This is a genomic window from Fictibacillus sp. EA-CB0309 (assembly GCF_055814265.1).
The window spans coordinates 3,216,372-3,234,589 of the sequence record NZ_CP169271.1 but is presented as its reverse complement, the minus strand read 5'-3'; the positions used below and the strand labels follow the sequence as shown (position 1 = coordinate 3,234,589).

The 18,218-nt window shown below is 38.6% G+C and carries 21 protein-coding genes and 1 pseudogene; 14 read left to right on the top strand and 8 right to left on the bottom strand.

The genetic code is table 11. The annotated features are described in order from the left end of the window. Positions 1-9 precede the first annotated feature (9 nt). The 5 genes from ACEWFH_RS18115 (at position 10) to ACEWFH_RS18095 (ending at position 4,043) form a co-directional block, all read left to right on the top strand. Entirely contained in the window at positions 10-1,218 is a 1,209-nt protein-coding gene (locus ACEWFH_RS18115; protein WP_473725128.1) for an MFS transporter, read from the top strand. 173 nt (positions 1,219-1,391) lie between these two features. Continuing rightward, positions 1,392-1,946 (top strand): bifunctional transcriptional activator/DNA repair enzyme AdaA, encoded by a 555-nt coding sequence (locus ACEWFH_RS18110; protein ID WP_473727348.1) that lies wholly within the window; start codon positions 1,392-1,394, stop codon positions 1,944-1,946. Further along, on the top strand, positions 1,933-2,826 hold the full coding sequence (locus ACEWFH_RS18105; protein WP_473725127.1) for a DNA-3-methyladenine glycosylase family protein: 894 nt from the start codon (positions 1,933-1,935) through the stop codon (positions 2,824-2,826). Before ACEWFH_RS18110 ends, ACEWFH_RS18105 begins: the two co-directional genes overlap by 14 nt. Then, positions 2,819-3,304 (top strand): methylated-DNA--[protein]-cysteine S-methyltransferase, encoded by a 486-nt coding sequence (locus tag ACEWFH_RS18100; protein ID WP_473725126.1) that lies wholly within the window; start codon positions 2,819-2,821, stop codon positions 3,302-3,304. Before ACEWFH_RS18105 ends, ACEWFH_RS18100 begins: the two co-directional genes overlap by 8 nt. A gap of 199 nt (positions 3,305-3,503) precedes the next feature. After that, positions 3,504-4,043 (top strand): hypothetical protein, encoded by a 540-nt coding sequence (locus ACEWFH_RS18095; RefSeq protein WP_473725125.1) that lies wholly within the window; start codon positions 3,504-3,506, stop codon positions 4,041-4,043. Positions 4,044-4,337: 294 nt separating this feature from the next. On the opposite strand, the gene ACEWFH_RS18090 is transcribed toward ACEWFH_RS18095, so the two are convergent. After that, complete coding sequence (locus ACEWFH_RS18090; RefSeq protein WP_473725124.1) at positions 4,338-5,516, bottom strand: NupC/NupG family nucleoside CNT transporter; 1,179 nt, start codon at positions 5,514-5,516, stop codon at positions 4,338-4,340. A gap of 197 nt (positions 5,517-5,713) precedes the next feature. On the opposite strand from ACEWFH_RS18090, the gene ACEWFH_RS18085 reads away from it, so the two are divergent. The 5 genes and pseudogenes from ACEWFH_RS18085 (at position 5,714) to ACEWFH_RS18065 (ending at position 9,900) form a co-directional block, all read left to right on the top strand. Further along, a complete protein-coding gene (locus ACEWFH_RS18085; protein WP_473725123.1) occupies positions 5,714-6,271 on the top strand; it encodes a cysteine hydrolase family protein in 558 nt (185 codons plus the stop codon). A gap of 79 nt (positions 6,272-6,350) precedes the next feature. Next, complete coding sequence (locus ACEWFH_RS18080; RefSeq protein WP_473725122.1) at positions 6,351-6,614, top strand: DinB family protein; 264 nt, start codon at positions 6,351-6,353, stop codon at positions 6,612-6,614. Then, positions 6,602-6,823: a DinB family protein gene (locus ACEWFH_RS18075; RefSeq protein WP_473725121.1), complete on the top strand. Its 222-nt coding sequence runs from the start codon at positions 6,602-6,604 to the stop codon at positions 6,821-6,823. The genes ACEWFH_RS18080 and ACEWFH_RS18075 overlap by 13 nt, the downstream gene beginning before the upstream one ends. A 202-nt stretch (positions 6,824-7,025) precedes the next feature. Continuing rightward, complete coding sequence (helD, locus tag ACEWFH_RS18070) at positions 7,026-9,266, top strand: RNA polymerase recycling motor HelD (RefSeq protein WP_473725120.1); 2,241 nt, start codon at positions 7,026-7,028, stop codon at positions 9,264-9,266. 188 nt (positions 9,267-9,454) lie between these two features. After that, positions 9,455-9,900: pseudogene (locus tag ACEWFH_RS18065) on the top strand (DUF4385 domain-containing protein). Between the two features lie 31 nt (positions 9,901-9,931). Here ACEWFH_RS18065 and ACEWFH_RS18060 read toward each other — a convergent pair. The 4 genes from ACEWFH_RS18060 to ACEWFH_RS18045 all read right to left on the bottom strand — a co-directional run bounded on the left by ACEWFH_RS18060 (position 9,932) and on the right by ACEWFH_RS18045 (position 12,188). Then, a complete protein-coding gene (locus ACEWFH_RS18060) occupies positions 9,932-10,105 on the bottom strand; it encodes a hypothetical protein (RefSeq protein WP_473725119.1) in 174 nt (57 codons plus the stop codon). A gap of 94 nt (positions 10,106-10,199) precedes the next feature. After that, complete coding sequence (locus ACEWFH_RS18055; RefSeq protein WP_473725118.1) at positions 10,200-10,787, bottom strand: hypothetical protein; 588 nt, start codon at positions 10,785-10,787, stop codon at positions 10,200-10,202. A 174-nt stretch (positions 10,788-10,961) separates the two neighbouring features. Continuing rightward, a complete protein-coding gene (locus ACEWFH_RS18050; protein ID WP_473725117.1) occupies positions 10,962-11,336 on the bottom strand; it encodes a hypothetical protein in 375 nt (124 codons plus the stop codon). Between the two features lie 3 nt (positions 11,337-11,339). Continuing rightward, the gene (locus tag ACEWFH_RS18045) at positions 11,340-12,188 is read right to left on the bottom strand and encodes an alpha/beta fold hydrolase (RefSeq protein ID WP_473725116.1); all 849 of its coding nucleotides are present in this window, start codon (positions 12,186-12,188) and stop codon (positions 11,340-11,342) included. Positions 12,189-12,364: 176 nt separating this feature from the next. Between ACEWFH_RS18045 and ACEWFH_RS18040 the strand changes: the two genes are divergently transcribed. The 3 genes from ACEWFH_RS18040 (at position 12,365) to hmpA (ending at position 14,639) form a co-directional block, all read left to right on the top strand. Beyond that, entirely contained in the window at positions 12,365-12,811 is a 447-nt protein-coding gene (locus ACEWFH_RS18040; RefSeq protein ID WP_473725115.1) for a hypothetical protein, read from the top strand. A gap of 16 nt (positions 12,812-12,827) precedes the next feature. After that, entirely contained in the window at positions 12,828-13,319 is a 492-nt protein-coding gene (locus tag ACEWFH_RS18035) for a hypothetical protein (RefSeq protein ID WP_473725114.1), read from the top strand. 108 nt (positions 13,320-13,427) lie between these two features. Further along, positions 13,428-14,639 (top strand): NO-inducible flavohemoprotein, encoded by a 1,212-nt coding sequence (hmpA, locus tag ACEWFH_RS18030; RefSeq protein WP_473725113.1) that lies wholly within the window; start codon positions 13,428-13,430, stop codon positions 14,637-14,639. Positions 14,640-14,677: 38 nt separating this feature from the next. On the opposite strand, the gene ACEWFH_RS18025 is transcribed toward hmpA, so the two are convergent. Continuing rightward, on the bottom strand, positions 14,678-15,007 hold the full coding sequence (locus tag ACEWFH_RS18025) for a hypothetical protein (RefSeq protein ID WP_473725112.1): 330 nt from the start codon (positions 15,005-15,007) through the stop codon (positions 14,678-14,680). 286 nt (positions 15,008-15,293) lie between these two features. Here ACEWFH_RS18025 and ACEWFH_RS18020 point away from each other — a divergent pair, with 286 nt between their 5' ends. Beyond that, the gene (locus ACEWFH_RS18020) at positions 15,294-15,773 is read left to right on the top strand and encodes a hypothetical protein (RefSeq protein ID WP_473725111.1); all 480 of its coding nucleotides are present in this window, start codon (positions 15,294-15,296) and stop codon (positions 15,771-15,773) included. Between the two features lie 356 nt (positions 15,774-16,129). On the opposite strand, the gene ACEWFH_RS18015 is transcribed toward ACEWFH_RS18020, so the two are convergent. Further along, complete coding sequence (locus ACEWFH_RS18015; RefSeq protein WP_473725110.1) at positions 16,130-17,131, bottom strand: ABC transporter permease; 1,002 nt, start codon at positions 17,129-17,131, stop codon at positions 16,130-16,132. A 27-nt stretch (positions 17,132-17,158) separates the two neighbouring features. Next, positions 17,159-17,896, bottom strand: coding sequence for an ABC transporter permease subunit (locus ACEWFH_RS18010; protein ID WP_473725109.1), 738 nt, complete (start codon positions 17,894-17,896; stop codon positions 17,159-17,161). Positions 17,897-18,218 lie beyond the last annotated feature (322 nt).

Genomic DNA, 18,218 nt, shown 5'->3' with positions numbered 1-18,218 from the left:
AAAGGGATCATGTGGAGAAACCGGAATTTTTTAATTTTGATGTTTGGTCTTGCTGTATCGAGTACGGGGCTTTGGGTAGGAATCATTGGAAATCTTGAATTTTTGCAGATGAATGTAGAGTCATCCTTTCTGCAGGCACTTATTATTTTAGCGGGTTTTCTTGTAGGAATATTTTTGGCACCGATGGCGGGACGAATTATTGATCGAAGCAACAAGAAAAAGATATTAATATATGCAGGATTTGCTCGCTGCGCAGCGGTCTTTTTTATGTATCTAGCGATTGCCTATAACAATGTATGGTGGATGGTAATTTATACATTAGTCATCGGAATTTCAGGAACGTTTTCACAGCCGGCCATGCAGACCATGCTGCCGTTAATTGTAAAAAAGGAAGAATTACTTGATGCGAACGGCGTTAACATGAACATATTTACAGCTTCTCGAATTGTAGGAACAGCACTCGGCGGTGTGATGCTTGTCGGCATGTCGCTATTTTCTTTGTATACGGTAACGCTTGTTTCATACGTCATCCTCCTTATTTCTACGTTCTTCTTAGATGTAGAAGAGAAGCCGAAAGAAGTAGATAAGTCAGGCAGGAAAGAAAACTTCTTTAGAACGCTTGCTGAGCTGTATCCAATGGTTAAAAAACAGCCGAAAGTGGTTTATGGGATTTTCTTGTTGATTCCAGCTTACTTATTTTTATCTGGATTCAACTTGATGGTGATTGAAATCAGTGAGCTTCAAGATAATGCGGGGATCAAAGGAATCCTTTATACAACTGAAGGAGTCTGTGTCTTCATTGGTACGTTTTTATCGAAAAGGTTTTTTAGAGATAATCCGAAATTATCTTACATGTTTGCAATCACGTTCATTATTGCTACCGCACATACCTCTTTATTTTTAGCAGATCATCCGGTTATGTCTGTTCTCTCTTTCGGACTGTTTGGTTTAGCGGCGGGCACATTATTCCCCGTCGTAACGACTATTTTCCAAACGGATGTGCCATCTGATTATCACGGAAGGTTCTTCTCCATTAAAGGGATGGTTGATAACATCATCTTCCAAGTGTTGATGCTGTTAACTGGTTTGTTCTTAGACACGATCGGATTCTTTAACATGGTGATCGGCTTTGGAATCACGTCTTTTGTGATTGCATCCGTCATTCTGTACCAATATTATGGGAAGCAGCCGGCAAAGAGGGTTACTGTTACGAAATAATGCATATCAAGAGGCAGTCTTAAGGCTGTCTTTTTTTATATCTTTACCTAGATCATTCTCCGACCATAACAGCAAGATTGAGGACGATTTCTAGGATTTAGCTTGATAAAATAAAGAAAAGATGATGGATGGAGGGATGAACAGTGAGTAACGTACATATGTCATTTGACGAAATGTGGGATAAGATCATGGAATGCGACCGGTCTTATGACGGGTTGTTTTATACGGCCGTTAAGACAACGAAGATATTCTGCCGTCCTTCCTGTCGATCGCGAAAGCCAAAAAAGAAGAATGTCGTTTTTTATGATACGATCACGCAATGTGAAGAAGCGGGGTACCGTGCATGTAAGAGGTGCCAGCCTGAGGTCGAACATTGTCCGCAGATTGATGTAATAAGAAAAGCAACGAGTTATTTAGTGAACAACCATCAAAAGCGCATACTTTTGCAGGATATAGCGGATCACGTAGGAGTGAGCTCCTTTTATTTAGAACGGCTGTTTAAAGAGGAAATGAACGAAACGCCTCGTGAATATGTAGAAAAGGTTCGTATAGATAAAGCGGCTTTCCTGCTAGTGAATACAACAAAAACAAACCTTGAAATTTGTTACGAAGCTGGCTTTCAAAGTCCTTCAAATTTTTATAAAACGTTTCGTCAGCTCAAAAACTGTTCACCAAGTGACTATCGGAAATCTAGAACATTAAAGGAGGCTGGTCATGCGGTGGACTGATTGCGGTGAGTGTTTAGAAATAGACTTACCCAAAGAGTTCAGCTTTCATGAATGTCTTACATTCCTCGGAAGGTCACAGCTAGAAGTGCTGCATGACATTCAAGATGATACCCTTTATAAACTATTAAAAGTCGATGATGAGATGGTTCTACTGAAGATAATTTGCAGAGATCAAAAGTTAATCGTGAAGTTTCCAGATGAAAAAACAGAACAAAAGGAAACAGTGGTTGAGTTTATTACGGAATGGTTTGACCTGAATCGAGATCTTTCAATTTTTTATTGCGTTGCTTCCCAAGACCACATCCTTCAACGACTTATACATAAGTATTACGGTTTACGGATTATTGGAATTCCCGATTTGTTTGAAGCTTTGACTTGGGCGATCATGGGACAGCAGATCAATTTGAAATTTGCTTATACGCTAAAACAGCGGCTTGTTGAGAACTTTGGTGAGAAGCTTAACTATGATGGCAAGTTGTTTTGGTTATACCCAACGCCTGAAAGAATTGCACGTCTTGAAACTCATCAGTTAAGAAAACTTCAATTTACGACGAGAAAAGCAGAGTACGTGATTGAGGTTGCTAAAGAGATGTGTGCTGGCCGTTTATCAAAGAATGCTTTGAAGAAGTCTGCGGATCCTGTTCAACAGCTGATTTCCATACGTGGAATCGGAGCTTGGACAGCTGACTATTGTTTAATGAAATGTTTGTTGAAACCCAATGCATTTCCGATAGCTGATGTAGGACTTCACAACGCAGTAATGAAACAGTTGGGACAGGATCGCAAACCAATAATCGATGAATTGAAGGAAATCGCGAAAAATTGGAGTGGCTGGGAAGCGTACGCCACTTTTTATCTTTGGAGGTCTTTGTATGAGTAAGCATTTCATAGTGGACTATGAATCTCCTATTGGTGTTCTAGAGATGGTAAGCAGCAAAGATACTGTTCTCTCTATTATGTTCGTTGATAGAGCGTCAGCGATTGAGCACCAGAGAGAAATACCAGCTGTTCTACAAGATTGCTACACACAACTTCATGAATACTTTTTAGGGAAGCGCCAAACCTTTACTTTTGCCTATGAATCGAAGGGGACTCCTTTTCAACAGTCGGTTTGGAATTCGCTTTTACGGATTCCGTTTGCTGAAACCGCATCATACCGAGATATCGCAAACATGCTTCAAAAAGAAAAAGCGGTCAGGGCAGTGGGAAATGCGAACGGTAAGAACAAATTAAGCATCGTTATTCCATGTCATAGAATCATAGGGACGAGCGGGAAACTGACTGGTTATGCAGGAGGTATATGGAGAAAAGATTGGCTGTTAAATCATGAGAAAACGTTTAAGAGGGTTAATAGTTAAATATGCAGCTATAACTTTTATATTAAAAGAATTAATAAATTAAATTTTACAAATAATTTGATAATTCAATCATATTAAGACTTGAGGATTATTTTTTGTAGAAAAAGAGAAAACGGATACATTTTGATTTACAATAGTAAGAAAAAGTATTAAAATGAGAAAGTTCCAAAAAATAGAAATATATATAGGGGCTATCTCGATGAAAAAGTTTTTTGCTGTAACAGCAGCTGCTCTACTTGCGCTTAGCGTAGGATGCAGCAAGGAAGAAGAGAAACCGAAAGAAGAAGCAAAGCCAGCAGCGGCTACTGAAAAGAAAGAAGATGGAAATGCTGAAAAGATTACACTTCTTAACTTTGAAGGTGAGCTTGTAAATAAGCTTCGCGGTTACCATGCGCCATTTAATGCATATGCTGCAGGTCTTGAAAAAGAAGGCGAAGAGGCACTTGCTCAAGCAGATCTAGATAAATTAAAAGCTGATGCAAAAGCAGCGGGTGAAAAGGCGGTTGCCGAAATTCCATCTGTTGAAGTACCATCAGATCTATCAAAAGAAAACCAAGAAGCTGTAAAAGGTTCTCTTGAAGAATTGAAGAAGTCTTACGAAGCTCGCGTAGCTGGATTAGAAGATGAAGCAAAAGCAGCAGAAGCTGACGAATTATTCACAGCTTTTGAAGAAAAGTTAAACACTGTTCACGAAGCACTAAAATTGAACCCAGGTCAATTTGCTGCTGAACTTCAATAGTATAATGAACTGCTGTCTCTAAAAGAGGCGGCAGTTTTTTTCTAACGTAAATGATTATTATAGGTTAGAAGGTATAGGGGATGTTCGATATTTGTCGAGTTATATCGACTCGCGGATAAATAGCAAAAACTCGCGGGAATAAGTTTGGAATTTCCGGAATTAGTCATGTTAATACCCCACCCAGTATAACTGGATAACGATTTATGAAGGAAAAGTCGTATATTCTCCAACGTTTTCAGCAGTTACTTAAAAAAGTGAAACAAAAAAAGAAGCCGAGGCTTCTTTTTTGTTTGCTTATAGAAATAAACCAGCAATGGCAGCGGATAAAATACTTACTAATGTTGCACCATAGAGGAGTTTTAAACCAAAGCGGGCAACCGTGTTTCCTTGTTCTTCGTGGAGCCCCTTAACTGCACCAGTAATAATACCGATTGAAGAGAAGTTGGCAAACGACACAAGGAATACGGATACGATACCGATTGTTCGATCAGACATATTCTTCGCGTACTTCGCTAAATCCATCATCGCGACAAATTCGTTGGAAACAAGTTTTGTTGCCATGATGGTACCTGCTGAAACGGCTTCTGCCCATGGAATCCCTACAAGGAATGCAACAGGTGCAAACACATATCCAAGCATCGTTTGGAAGGTAATGCCGAAAACCATGTCAAACACGTCGTTGATTAACGCGATTAACGCAACAAATCCAAGAAGCATGGCTCCTACGATCACAGCTACTTTAAAGCCATCCATGATGTACTCACCGAGCATCTCAAAAAATGTTTGCTTTTCTTCTTCTATCTCAATAATGTCATCATCAGAAGTTACTTCATACGGATTTATGATGTTTGCGATAATGAATCCGCCGAACAAGTTAAGCACCAAAGCTGTTACAACGTACTTCGGATCGATCATCGTCATGTATGCCCCTAAGATCGAGGCAGAAACAGTAGACATAGCTGATGTACATAGCGTATATAACCGATGTTTTGGCATATGACCTAGCAGTTTTTTTACAGAGATAAATACTTCGGACTGACCAAAAACCGCAGATGCCACGGCATTATAGGATTCTAGTCTTCCTAAACCATTCACCTTACTTAAGGCAAAACCAACCCATTTGATAATAAACGGCAAAATTCTAAAGTGTTGAGCAATACCGATTAAAACAGAAATAAATACGATTGGAAGCAAAACGTTTAAGAAGAACGGCATCGCTGCTTCATTTGCCAGTCCGCCAAATACGAAATCAATTCCGGCTCCTGCATAGCTTAACAACTTTTCAAACAGTTTAGAAATTCCTTTTATTATTACAAGGCCAATGCCTGTATTTAATAGAAAGTATGTAAGGATTAGCTGCAACCCAAGCATGACTAAGATGGGTCTATATTTTATTTTTTTGCGATCATTGCTGACAAGAAAGGCTAACAAGAAAACCGCAGCCACTCCAGCCAGAAAGATGATGTACTTCATATTCCTTTTCCTCCTAAAATCATTCATGAATTGAACTTTACTATTATTCGTTAGTTTGAAGATTTTCGCAACGATAAAAAATGACTACTTTGTTAGTATTAACCAATTTCAAAAAAATTCGCTCAAAAAAACAAGATATGTGAATTCTATGTCGAAAGTAAATCTGGAAGGAAAAATGAATAAGAGGAGCGGAAAAGTTGAAGCAAGCCCTAATTGTCATTGATGCACAACAAGAATTGATAGATGGTAATGAAAAAGAGAAGGAGGTTTTTAACAAAGAAAGTCTTTTAAATAACATCAATACAGTGATTAAAAAAGCGGAACAAGAAGAGGCATCCATTATTTTTATTAGAGATCTTGATGTTGCAGAGGGAAAAGGAGCTGGATTTGAGGTTCATACTGAGATTTCCGTTCCTGAGAATGCTGAAATTTTTAATAAAAAAGCAACGAACTCTTTTTATGGGACGCCACTTCTAGAATATTTAACAAAGAATGAGATCCGTCATCTAGTCATGATGGGATGTAAAACAGAACATTGCATCGATACTGCAGTAAGGATGGCAACTGTATCAGGTTTTGATGTAACACTAGTTGGAGATGGGCATTCTACAACGGATTCAAAGGTATTGGCCGCGGAACAAATCATAAACCATCACAACAAGATTCTACATGGTCACTATAACGTGGATCACTTCTCGGCAGTAAGAAGCACAAGTGAAGATCTATTTAAACCTATACATGATAACTACCGTTAAGACACATTATTAGGCAAGCAGCGATAGGGTTTGTATAATGGTCGGTGTGAACGCTTTTAAAAATTGAGGAGGCGTATGAATGAGCAATTTAACATTTCAAAACTTTGAATTGTCACGAGGATTTTTTCTAAAACACTTGGAAGCAATGAACGCAGAACTTGCAGATATTCAGCCGGAAGGGTTCAACAACAATATTCGCTGGCATGTTGGTCATGTCCTTACCACAGCTGAGTATTTTATGCTTGGTTTCCCAGAAAAATCTTCAAACTTACCGAAACATTATATTGAGTTATTTAACAGAGGAACTAGCCCGGCTGATTGGAAGGGGAAGTGCCAACATTAGCAGAACTTAAACAGCAGTTGGCAGACCAATTAGTAAGAATAAAAGAAATCCCAGAGGAACGTTTGCAAGAAAAGTTGGAAAAATCATTCTTTGATTTTACAACGTTCGGTGAGCTTGTAAACTTCGCAGTATTCCACGAAACCTATCATTTAGGACAAATGCATGCTATCAAGAGAGTCATTGAGAACCAATCGGTTAAGCAGGTTTAGCTCTACAAAAAGAAAACAGTGAATCCCCATGTGGAGGTTCACTGTTTTTTTTAATAATATTTATGTACTTTTTACACTGAAATATGCTATTATAGGAAAGACGCACTTCTCAATATTTTATGTTTATAATAATCCTTAATTATATTATACGATAAAATGGAAGTGTGTGTCAACTATAAATTTTGTAGTAGGGAGAGATCGGATGACTACTTGGAATCAGGAACAACAAAATGAACAAAAACGAGTAGATAAAGTGATTTATAAACTTTCTGATGCTACGGCCAAACTGCAGGGTCATCTTAGCGGAAAGCTAGAAGATGTTGTGCAGATCAGAAAAAACTTTTGGTCTGACGTGACAGTAAACCTAGATGATGCTGACGATGCTATTGAAACAGCTGCAAGCATCAAGCAGCAATCAGAACTTTTATCCGAAATCGAACGAAGTCACACTTCAGCACAAGCTCGTCTCAAAACATATGAAAAACTAAAGAGGTCCCCATATTTTGGACGCATTGATTTTAAAGAAGCGGATGAGAACGAGACCGAGAACGTATACATCGGGATTGCTTCTTACTATGATGAATCAACAAGCTCTTTTCTTGTTCATGATTGGCGTGCACCGATCTCTAGTTTGTATTATGATCATTCTCTTGGTACCGCGGATTTTCGTGCGCCGGGCGGAATCATCACAGGGGAATTAGAGCTGAAAAGGCAGTTTATTATAAAGAACGGTGAAATTAAAGGCATGTTTGATACAGGAGAAGCGATCGGGGACGAACTTCTTCAGCAAGTACTAGGCAATCAAGCAAATACCCAAATGAAAAGCATTGTCGCTACGATTCAAAAAGAACAAAATGCGATAATCCGAAATACATCCAGTGACTTACTTGTCGTGCAAGGAGCGGCTGGCTGCGGAAAGACTTCAGCGGCACTTCAGCGTGTAGCGTACCTGTTGTATCGGGATCGTGAAACACTGCAATCTCATCATATCGTTTTGTTTTCGCCAAACAACATGTTCAACAGTTATGTAGCAAACGTGCTTCCAGAACTTGGGGAAGAAAACATGGAGCAAACCACTTTCCAGGCTTATATCGATCATCATTTAGCACATGATTTCTCTGTGGAAACACCTTTTGAACAGATGGAGGATCTGCTGTCAGGAAGTAATGAGTCAAGTCGCATAAATGGAATAAAGTTTAAAGCTTCAGTTGATTTTCTAGAAGCAATCCATCGCTATGTAGAAAAATTGAGTACATCAGGCATGCGGTTTTTAGATATTAGATTCCGGGATCGTGTTGTCATTCGTGCAAAACAGATCAGTGAATTCTTTTATTCGCTAGACCAGCGTGAAACCGTTCCTTATAGAATGAAAAAGACGACAGCCTGGATTTTAGAAGAACTGAAGAAAATTGAGCGTCGAGAACGCAAGAAACCTTGGGTAGAAAAAGAGATCCAACTTCTTGATAAAAATGTGTATACAAAGCTTTATGAGAAATTGCAAGAACGAAATCAGTATGGCAAAGATTCGTTCAATGATCTTCAAAGTGAGCAAAAAGTTTTATCAGCATATGTAACTAGGATCGCTTTTAAAACGGTTAGAGAAAAAGTTGAACAATTTGCTTTTCTGGACATTAAGTCACTCTATGCCAAACTGTTTCAGAAAAATAATAAATTGCTAGACAACCTCGATACATGGAACGACATTTGCAATCAAACGCTGTTCAACTTAAAGCAAAATCATCTTGCGAATGAAGATGCCACACCATTTTTATATGTAAAAGAGTTATTGATTGGTTTCCAAAGTAATGCAGCTGTGCGACATGTTTTTATTGATGAAGCACAAGACTTTTCACTGTTTCAATTCGCGTTCATTCAGCGCATTTTTCCAAGAGCGAATCTAACCGTACTGGGAGATTTAAACCAGTCTATTTACGCACATGCTTCGGATGAATCGTTCAGCAGGCTGAAAAAATTATTGGATAAGAAAAAGCCTGAAACAATTACTCTTTCAAGAAGTTACCGTTCGACAAAAGAGATCGTAGAATTTACAAAAAGTCTTTTGAATGATGGAAGCACGATTATTCCATTTAATCGTTCAGGAGAGAAACCATCTGTCGTGGCGGTTGAAGGTGTGAAAAGTCATGTTGATCAGGTTGAAAAGCTCGTTGGCGGTTGGTTGAAAGAAGGGCATGAAACGGTTGCTGTAATCTGTCGATCTGCGAAAGAAAGTAAAAAAGTGTACGAATCGTTAAAGGGAAAAATGGATGTAAGGCTTATGATAGACGAAGATGCTGCCTTCCAAAAAGGAGTGATGGTCATACCTTCCTATTTAGCGAAAGGCATCGAGTTCGATGCGGTAGCTATATTTGATGCATCGGGCTATCAAAATGAACGTGAGCGTAAACTTTTTATACGGTATGTACGCGTGCCATGCATGAGTTGACCGTGTTTTATAGCGGAAAGCCATGTCCTTTTATAGAAGAAGCTTCTGAAAGTTTATATGAAAATGTTCAATAAGTGTGCGATCCGTTGTTCTAATGAACAGCGGATTCTTTTTTGGGGAAAGGGAACACGTTCAAAATTTTTGATTTTCCTCTTTTCGGGTAACGATAAGAAAAAGGAGGGAATTCAATGGCTTTTGACTATGACCTTGATTTTGATAATATCGATTTTCGAAAGCAGCCGGAAAAGTATCGTGTTGGACGCGGGGAACAAGGGGTTCTCTTAGTTGAGCCTTATAAAAGTGAGATCCTTCCTCATTGGCGTTTCAAAACACCGGAAGAAGCTGAAAAGTCTTCTAAGAAAATATATGAACAATTTTTAGAGTATAAGAAAAATAAAGATTTTGTTGGTGCCGATATGGCGCGGAAGTTTCTGCAGATGGGCTATACACGTGCACGGCGTTATACGAACTACAAAGGGGAAGGAAATACAAAGAAAACGGCGAGGTGAATAAGCGTAAAATAGACCCTGTAAAAGCAAAGTCAGCCTCTATCTTTGAAGAAAAGTGGAAGTTGGCTCGAACAGATGAAGAATATTTGAAAATGAAAAAAGCCCATCAAAAAGAATTCGGATAAGCATCTCCTTTGTTAGAAGGAGATGCTTTTTCTATTCGCCGCCACCTGTATACCGATTGTCTCCCATCTGATAATTGGTGCTATCCCCAGGCTTAGCACCTGCGTGAGTAGAATTGTGCGGATTATTGTTATTTCTTTTCCGACGCCAGTCTATAAGAAGTGCAAAAAGTAACATGCCTCCGATGAAAACCCAAAACCAAGTCATATTGTTAGCCTCCTTCTTTACATAAAAATATGTTTAACATTCACAAGTATTCAAATTAAAAACAGCAAAGACCCTATTCTTTGTCTAGGTGCCTTTACTGTCTGTTAGCTCTCTCAATTTCAGTTTCAACCTTTAACACTCTTTTATTCAATGCCTGAGAAGTATCATCAAAGTGATGAATGATCTTATCTGTATAATCTCCCATACTTGTGATGATGTTTTTATTCAATGCTTGAGTAGTCTCTTCAAAATGATTAATAATCTTATCTGTATAATCTCCTATACTTGAAATAATGTTGGAATTCATTTTATCAAGTTTGTTCTCAATGCGGTCTTGTCCAGTTTTTAAATCTGGGATGAGTTTGTTCTCAATGCGGTCTTGTCCAGTTTTTAAATCTGGGATGAGTGTGTTCTCAATGCGGTCCTGTCCGGTTTTTAAATCTGGGATGAGTTTGTTCTCAATGCGGTCTTGTCCAGTTTTTAAATCTGGGATGAGTTTGTTCTCAATGCGGTCCTGTCCGGTTTTTAAATCTGGGATGAGTTTGTTCTCAATGCGGTCCTGTCCGGTTTTTAAATCTGGGATGAGTGTGTTCTCAATGCGATCTTGAACTGTCTTTAAATCAACAATCTCTTCACGCATACCACTGACTTCATTAAGGATTTTATTTAAAATATCGTCCACTTTCAGAGCCTCCTCCACTATATTTTAACCATAGTATATCACCTTAAGTAATATTATAAGGGTTCTGATATGTAGAAAAATTATGCAAGGGAACCAATGCTTTTAATAATGGATCTAGCTGTTTTAGACCGAAATGATTGAGGATTTGTCTTTTAATAGACATCCTTACTTATTTTAAACTGTGATTACTTCTTGTCCGGAAACAAACTCTCCAAAAACTAATTTCTCAAGTGGGGCTACATGTACAACGAATTCGTTCAAAAGTTCATTCACCTCGGAATCTCGGTCAAAGTCATCCATTGTCATGCGCGCGTGTTCTTCAGATTGAAAGCGAAGCAGACCGATCCAAAGCTCCTCATCTTCCTCGACATGCAGTTTTTCTGAAATGGAGGAAATGCCATAGTTCTTAGGGGAAGTGGATAACTTAAAGATTTGTTCGGTCACTCCGCCATATTCCTGAAACTTTTTATTGGTTTGAGCAGAAATCTCAAGAAACTTTTCCTTCACTTCTGGTTTCAATTTGTAAAAATACACGAGCAAGTGTGCCATCTTTTAACCCCCTATTTTTGTTAGCCATTTGGCTTTAATTTCTTCTACTACCACCTCTGGTCTGTCCCAGTGCAATAAATGGGTCGTCCTCGGTAATATCCTTACATGACCATGGGTTTTTTGTTTGAACACGTTAGCGGTTTGTAGTCTAATTTCAGATAAACGCTCAGGCAGTGTGGCGACCAGCAGCGTGATATCTTTTGGAAGAAGGTGGTATATATCTTCTGTTTCATGCAGATGCATGCCACGAATGATGTGCCGAGCAGTTTCACCTTTTGCGTGCCAGCAAACTTTGCCGTCCCGTTCTACACCTAAGTCTTTTACAGCAATTTCTTTTAAAGGGCTCCACGTTAAATAATTTTCTTTTTCTGCTTGATAAAAGGCATTCCAAGAATCAAAAACATATTCATCAAAATCTTTTTCATAATGATCCATTTCTTCTTCTAGTGATGAAGACCAAACTCGCTTTGTTTGATAGCCGCCGTCGATTAGAATAGTATCGATCACTTGGTCCGGATACTTTGTCAAGTAATGAAGAGATAAGAAACTTCCCCAAGAATGCGTCAGAAAATAGAATTCGCTTACATTTAACTGCTGCAGCAAACCATGAACCCATTCTACAAGTCTAGGCATCTCATAATCTTCAGCGGAATCTAATTTGTCCGATTTTCCGTGTCCAGGAGCGTCAAACGCTATCAGCCTAAAATCATTTTTCAGCACATCAGCTACTTCCAAAAAGCTGAAGCTTGTACTGCCTAAGCCGTGTAAACAAAGGATGGTTGATTGGTTATCTTCACCCCATTCGGTTATGTGTACCACTTTATTTTTATATGTATGAAAATATCGTTTCATTGTTCAATTCACTCCTAAGTTCTGGTTAAATCGCTTTCCTTCACTAAGTTAAGTTTTGTGTTCTTCAATTTTATCATATTATTTTAAAATCGTTTGAATAGTTTGAAAGAATAGAACTATCGTAACCCATAAAATGGTAATATAGTTATATGAACTTTAGTTGAGGGGGATACAGTATGCAGGCAACTCAATATATAAAAAGAAGTTCGTTTCTTCTGCTCGCCGTCATTCCGGTTTCATTGATTGGCTATTTTTTTGCAGTGGATTACGAAAACCTGTTCTTTCTATATGAATGGACGCTGATGGCCGTTATTCTTGGAGCGGGAGTCTTGGCTTTAACGGGTGCTCTCAAAACAACGGGTAAGGAAAAGTGGATTCTATTTTCTATTCTCATGTTTTGCGTACAGTTTGCTGTATTAGGATTGATTTTAGGAGCATTTTCAGTGTATCCCATGTTTTATGTTTATTATGGTGCAACAGCAATCTCGTTTGGAATACTGATCTACACGATTTCTCGAGTGGACCGATATCGCTTTATTCCAGTTTTGTTGCTGGTTGTTTCCGTACTTTTTACGTTTTACGTGAATTTTCTTCAAATGTTATGGGGCAAAGATTTATCTTAAGAAGGTGGGGAAGTGAATGCGATTTGGATTTATAAAATTGCTGTTGATCTTCGTGTTATTAACAGGTTGCAGCGCGATGAATCACTCTTCAAATGTTGAAATAACTTCTGAAATGAACGAGGCAATTTCAGACTACATTATTCATTCTTATGAGAAAGTTTATCCAAAGACTGATGAACAGTTTGAAGTCCACAAAATTTATGGAGCAAAGAAAACAGGGGACGTAACAACCGTCTATTTGTATTCGTTATATAATGGTTTTAATGAGGAAACAAAAACAGAAGGGCAGTCTGGACATTCCGTTCCTGCTGTCATCAAGCTAAAGAATGAGAATGGAAAATATGTCGTTTCCTATTACAAAGAACCTAGTGATGGAGACGACTTTAAGAACACGTTATATAAAATTTTTCCACGAAAGTATGCAGCGCAAGCGTTAAATGATACGAAGGATTCGGCAGACCTTCAAGAAGAATTGGAGCGAGAAGCAGAAGCGTGGCTAAGAAATTAACACTGTTTATGTTCACAAAACGTCCAAAGGAAAAGTGATTGTAATCACATATTCCCTTTTGTATTTTCTTTACGATAAAGTTGTAAAAAGAACTCAAGGGGAATTGACATGTTACAAGCAAGAACAATTGAAATCATTAAGTCAACTGTACCTGTTTTGAAAGTACACGGAGAAGCGATTACTTCCCGTTTTTATGAAATGCTATTTGAGAAGCATCCTGAACTGTTAAATATCTTTAACCATGCCAACCAGAAAAAAGGCCGACAGCAAGCAGCGCTGGCTAACACTGTCTATGCCGCTGCAGCAAACATCGATAAGCTTGAAACGATTATTCCAGTTGTTAAGCAGATCGCACACAAGCATAGAAGTTTAGGTGTGAAGCCGGAACATTATCCTATCGTGGGTGAAAACTTATTGCTCGCGATCAAAGACGTCCTTGGTGACGCGGCAACGGACGATATCATTAACGCTTGGGCCGAAGCATACGGTGTCATTGCAGATGCCTTTATTGGGGTCGAGCGTAACATGTATGAGGAAGCCGGATGGGAAGGTTTCAGACCATTTGAAGTCGTTAGAAAAGTAGAAGAGAGCACTGTCATTACGTCCTTCTATTTAAAACCTCAAGATGGAGGTCAGATTACGAACTTCCAACCCGGTCAGTATGTGAGTGTCAGAATGGATATTCCAGGTGAAAAGAACACACATATTCGTCAGTACAGCCTTTCCGATGCACCAGGAAAGGAGCATTACCGTATCTCTGTTAAAAAAGAAACAGGTATAAATACAACTGACGGAATCGTGTCTGTCTATCTGCACGAAGGAATTAAAGAAAGAGATGTTCTTTTCTTAAGTGCACCAGCAGGTGACTTTTACTTAGATACGAATAGTGAAAAACCTGTCGTCCTAATCAGTGGAGGTGTTGGTTTAACACCAATGGTAAGCATGCTGAAAACGGCAGCTGAAAAACAACCAGAACGTGCAGTTACCTTTATCCATGCAAGCATTAACGGACAAACACATGCTTTAAAAGAAGAAGTTTTGGAATTAGCAGCTGATTCTAACAACATCACGACCCATTTTGTGTATGAGAAGCCACTGGATGAGGACTTTGGTTATACGAAAACAGGTTATGTGGATCAAGCGTGGCTGAAAGAAGTATTGCCTTTGCAAGATGATGCAGAATACTACTTCTGTGGACCAGTTCCTTTTATGAAAGTCATTAACTTAGCTTTACAGAAGTTGAGCGTAACGAAAGAAAATATCCATTTTGAATTCTTTGGTCCTGCAAGTGATCTGGAAAAAGAGAGAGTAAGAGCTTAATAAGAGGAAACACCTTCCTAGATGTGTGGAAGGTGTTTTTATGTTGGCCATTTATAGTGAAATGTTCGTAACATGGATTTCCGGTTGATCAGAAGTAAGGTTAAAAGGATAGCGAGGCTGAATGAAGTGATCCAAGCACCTAGGTAGATGCCGCCAAGTGTAAAGGCTCTCGAAATCTTAACAGAAAAGAAAATCCAGCCAACAATACCAACGGCTCCCACACATAAATTGATCATTAAACTAACAAAAAAGTGAGGAAGAACCATTCCGGTATGTGTTACTGTAAACTCTGCGTATTTATAGCTGATCGGTAACCCGAGCAAAAGGAAAAGTGTGTAAAGGATCACATTGAAATCTGCTTCACTCAAAACGTTCACTCCTTGTTGCAGTCTTTTCTCTATATTCCTCTATTCCACGAAAAGCAGAAACATTCCTTTGTTATTATTTTTGGCTATTTGTTTTCAATGTTGCCCTTGGGAAGTGGTTGATTTCCGTTCCAGGTGCTCGCAGGAGTCTCGCACCTTCACTCCATTCAACTTTCATAGAAAATAATAAAAATAAGGTTTGAAAGCAACGATCTTTAGAAGAGTCTCTATTGAACAAAATGTAACTTATTGGTTATTTTTTCGTCAAACTAGTAAAGGGGTGCGAAATATGACAAAAATTAACTTTCTATTTTTAAGTCTAGTTGTTCTGTTAACAGCTTGTTTGTCAGCTGAAGCAGAAAAGGAACCGATTGACGGAAAAGCGTCTTACGCAGTTTATGAAAGAGTGCAATCCTTAATAGGTACAGAGCCCATTGGATTTGATACTGAGGATACGAATGTCGAGTGGGAAGATTATGATCAGATTCAAGCACTGGCAGATCCTTGGTTAAAAACACTAAAACCTACACATCAGATGAGTCGATTTACGGAAAAGCATTATTTTGATTTGTATTACACTAATCCTTATGAAACAAATGAAAACATTCATTTGTTTATTCCGAACACAAATGGTAACAAAGAAGAGATACATCGCAATATCATTTTAAAGGGTACTGACAACGGAAGGACCGTATATTATGTTTTTGAAGGTGGAAAAGAAGAGACTGCAGCTTTGAGAGGTTGGATGAAAGAGAATTTACCTAAATAGTTCTTTTCGAGTTTGCTGACAACGAGAAGTACTTGATTGGACCTATAGCTATAAATAAACATATTCAAACGGTGCTTGTATCAAGGATAATTCCAAATGGAGTCATCCTTTTTTTCATTTTTTTAGTACTTTGGAGATGTACATAAGGGAGAGATGTACGTTTTAGATGAACATCTCACATTTATAGAGGGCATCTTGCCTTAATTTCACGGTAACTCGTGAAAATTTCACGTATAAATCAAATATATTCACACATAAAATTTTTTATCGATTTTTCGACAAACTCCAGCAATCAACGGTACAAAAAAAGACTCGCACAGGCCAACTTTCACCTTCGCGAGTCTTCTTTAAAACTTTTATCCGTCAGTCCCAGTCTTCATAATCTTTTCAAACTGCTCTTGAGATAACTTTTTCACCTGTACAGGTGCTTTGCCTTTCCGAATACGACGAGTTTTCTTCGTATAAGCGCCTTGTTCGAGGTATTGGCGTTTCATCGCTTCAACCATAAAGTTCAGTGCTAGAATTGTGACAGCAAATCCAGCAAGTGGAGCGAAAACAATCCAACGGTCACCACGGATTTGGTAGTAGTTCGCACCAATCATACTCGACCACTCGTTGATCATGGCTACAGGTACGGTATTGTTTTCTAATGGATCAAGTGTAATAAAGTCTGTTCCGCCAATAAATACTTGTAAAATGCCAAGATGGGCGCCAAGTAAAAGAGTGGCGATCAGCTGCTGACTGTACAATATTCCTAAACGCGGCCTTAAGTAAGGCAGCACGTGTTTACGAAGTGTGTGGAACCTGCCGCCTCCTAGAACTTTTACTGACTTGATAAACTCATTTTCTAAAAACTTAGAAGTTTCGCTTGCCACTGTAACCATAACGGGTGGAACAGCGATAATAACTAGTAGTATGATAGCAAATGTCGTCTGTGCTTCGCGTGTTACTGCCCATGTGAAAATCTGAAGTACAGGAAACAAAAGCAAGTAGGCAATAATGGTAGCAGGCGCATAATAAAACGATTCAAAGATTTTACTAAGCGACCGTAGAATGAACTTTGGCATCTGACTAATCAGAAGTCCTAAGATGGTTCCAAAAAATAATCGGGCAAATGCAATGAAAAATGCAACGCCGAGCGTGTATTTAGCACCGTCCAGCACTTTATGCAGAATACTAACGCCAAACCGATCCGTTCCAAATGGCATTTCTTTATGAGGCGCAATAGGTGCACCATCGATGGCATTTTTATTTTCGTCATACCGAATCTGCATTACAGGCTGCTTATCATTAGGCACATAATGAGAGTAAATAATACTTCCAACAAAAAGAGAAATAATGATTAGAAAACCAGTCAAAAAGAGGGGCTTTTCCAAACGGACATCTTACGCCACCTCCTCTTCTGTACGTCCTAATTTGCGTTCAAGAACGTAAGCTGTGCCGGTAAATAATAAATAGAACGGCACAAACATTAACAAAATACTTACCGTGATGACCTCTGGTGTTGTTGGTCCATAGTCAAGCATGAAATCTGTAATGCCTGGTATCGCCATAATCGTTTCTACCATAAAGAGGGTAGAAATGAGAAGCCAATAAACGGTCTTCGAATAATAGAAAAGGCTAAGCAGTGAATTTCTTAGCATGTGAATATAAAGAACAAGTGCATATCTTAGCCCTTTTGCACGTGCAAACTCAACATATGTCTTTGAATCCTCGTCATCTAGCAAAAATAATAGCGTTCTTGTTAAAAATAAAGTTGGAATAATGGCCAAACATAAAATGGGAATAAAATAGCTGGGATTCTGGTTGCTGTGAACAATCGGGAATAAGAGATGCCCCGTATTTCGGAAGTATAGTATCATACCGTATTGAATCATCACGACAAGAAAGATATCAGGCAGTGACTCTAGAGAAAAGAAGAGAAAACGAACGGCTTTTTGTATTTTGTCAGGTAATATTTTTACGGCTAATGCAAGAATTAATGAGGATGCTATAGCTAACAAAAATGCACCGATGACAAGTCTAAATGAATAATAGAATGGAGTTAGTATGGTAGGAAACAGAAGTTTAATCTGTTGATACTCATAATACTCTACGTTTGAGAATGTGATTAGCCTCATCATTAGCGAACCGATATTTTCTAAATAGGGACTGAAGAATAGTCCAAGATCTTGATTTAAAAATAATGCATTCTGTATCGCCCCAGATTCAAGTAAGCGCGCAACTGCTTCAATGCCTTTTACGTTGCTAAAAAAAGGTAGGGCAGTGCACCAATAAAAAAGACCCCAACAATCGGCAGCAAGAAATAAATCGTCCGCCGGATAACAAGAACAAACATGAAATTTTCCCCTATATCTCTTTATCTCTCTTTTTATCTAATAAAGTTAACTATTCGACGAAAACCATTATTTTCCTTTATGGAAAGTAAAAAACGCTCCCAACAGG

Bases quoted from the DNA above. Each gene is read 5' to 3' on its own strand.
- ACEWFH_RS18115 (WP_473725128.1), top strand. From the start codon at position 10: ATGTGGAGAAACCGGAATTTTTTAATTTTGATGTTTGGTCTTGCTGTA.
- ACEWFH_RS18110 (WP_473727348.1), top strand. From the start codon at position 1,392: ATGTGGGATAAGATCATGGAATGCGACCGGTCTTATGACGGGTTGTTT.
- ACEWFH_RS18105 (WP_473725127.1), top strand. From the start codon at position 1,933: ATGCGGTGGACTGATTGCGGTGAGTGTTTAGAAATAGACTTACCCAAA.
- ACEWFH_RS18100 (WP_473725126.1), top strand. From the start codon at position 2,819: ATGAGTAAGCATTTCATAGTGGACTATGAATCTCCTATTGGTGTTCTA.
- ACEWFH_RS18095 (WP_473725125.1), top strand. From the start codon at position 3,504: ATGAAAAAGTTTTTTGCTGTAACAGCAGCTGCTCTACTTGCGCTTAGC.
- ACEWFH_RS18090 (WP_473725124.1), bottom strand. From the start codon at position 5,516: ATGAAGTACATCATCTTTCTGGCTGGAGTGGCTGCGGTTTTCTTGTTA.
- ACEWFH_RS18080 (WP_473725122.1), top strand. From the start codon at position 6,351: ATGAGCAATTTAACATTTCAAAACTTTGAATTGTCACGAGGATTTTTT.
- helD (WP_473725120.1), top strand. From the start codon at position 7,026: ATGACTACTTGGAATCAGGAACAACAAAATGAACAAAAACGAGTAGAT.
- ACEWFH_RS18060 (WP_473725119.1), bottom strand. From the start codon at position 10,105: ATGACTTGGTTTTGGGTTTTCATCGGAGGCATGTTACTTTTTGCACTT.
- ACEWFH_RS18050 (WP_473725117.1), bottom strand. From the start codon at position 11,336: ATGGCACACTTGCTCGTGTATTTTTACAAATTGAAACCAGAAGTGAAG.
- ACEWFH_RS18045 (WP_473725116.1), bottom strand. From the start codon at position 12,188: ATGAAACGATATTTTCATACATATAAAAATAAAGTGGTACACATAACC.
- ACEWFH_RS18040 (WP_473725115.1), top strand. From the start codon at position 12,365: ATGCAGGCAACTCAATATATAAAAAGAAGTTCGTTTCTTCTGCTCGCC.
- ACEWFH_RS18035 (WP_473725114.1), top strand. From the start codon at position 12,828: ATGCGATTTGGATTTATAAAATTGCTGTTGATCTTCGTGTTATTAACA.
- hmpA (WP_473725113.1), top strand. From the start codon at position 13,428: ATGTTACAAGCAAGAACAATTGAAATCATTAAGTCAACTGTACCTGTT.
- ACEWFH_RS18020 (WP_473725111.1), top strand. From the start codon at position 15,294: ATGACAAAAATTAACTTTCTATTTTTAAGTCTAGTTGTTCTGTTAACA.
- ACEWFH_RS18010 (WP_473725109.1), bottom strand. From the start codon at position 17,896: ATGATGAGGCTAATCACATTCTCAAACGTAGAGTATTATGAGTATCAA.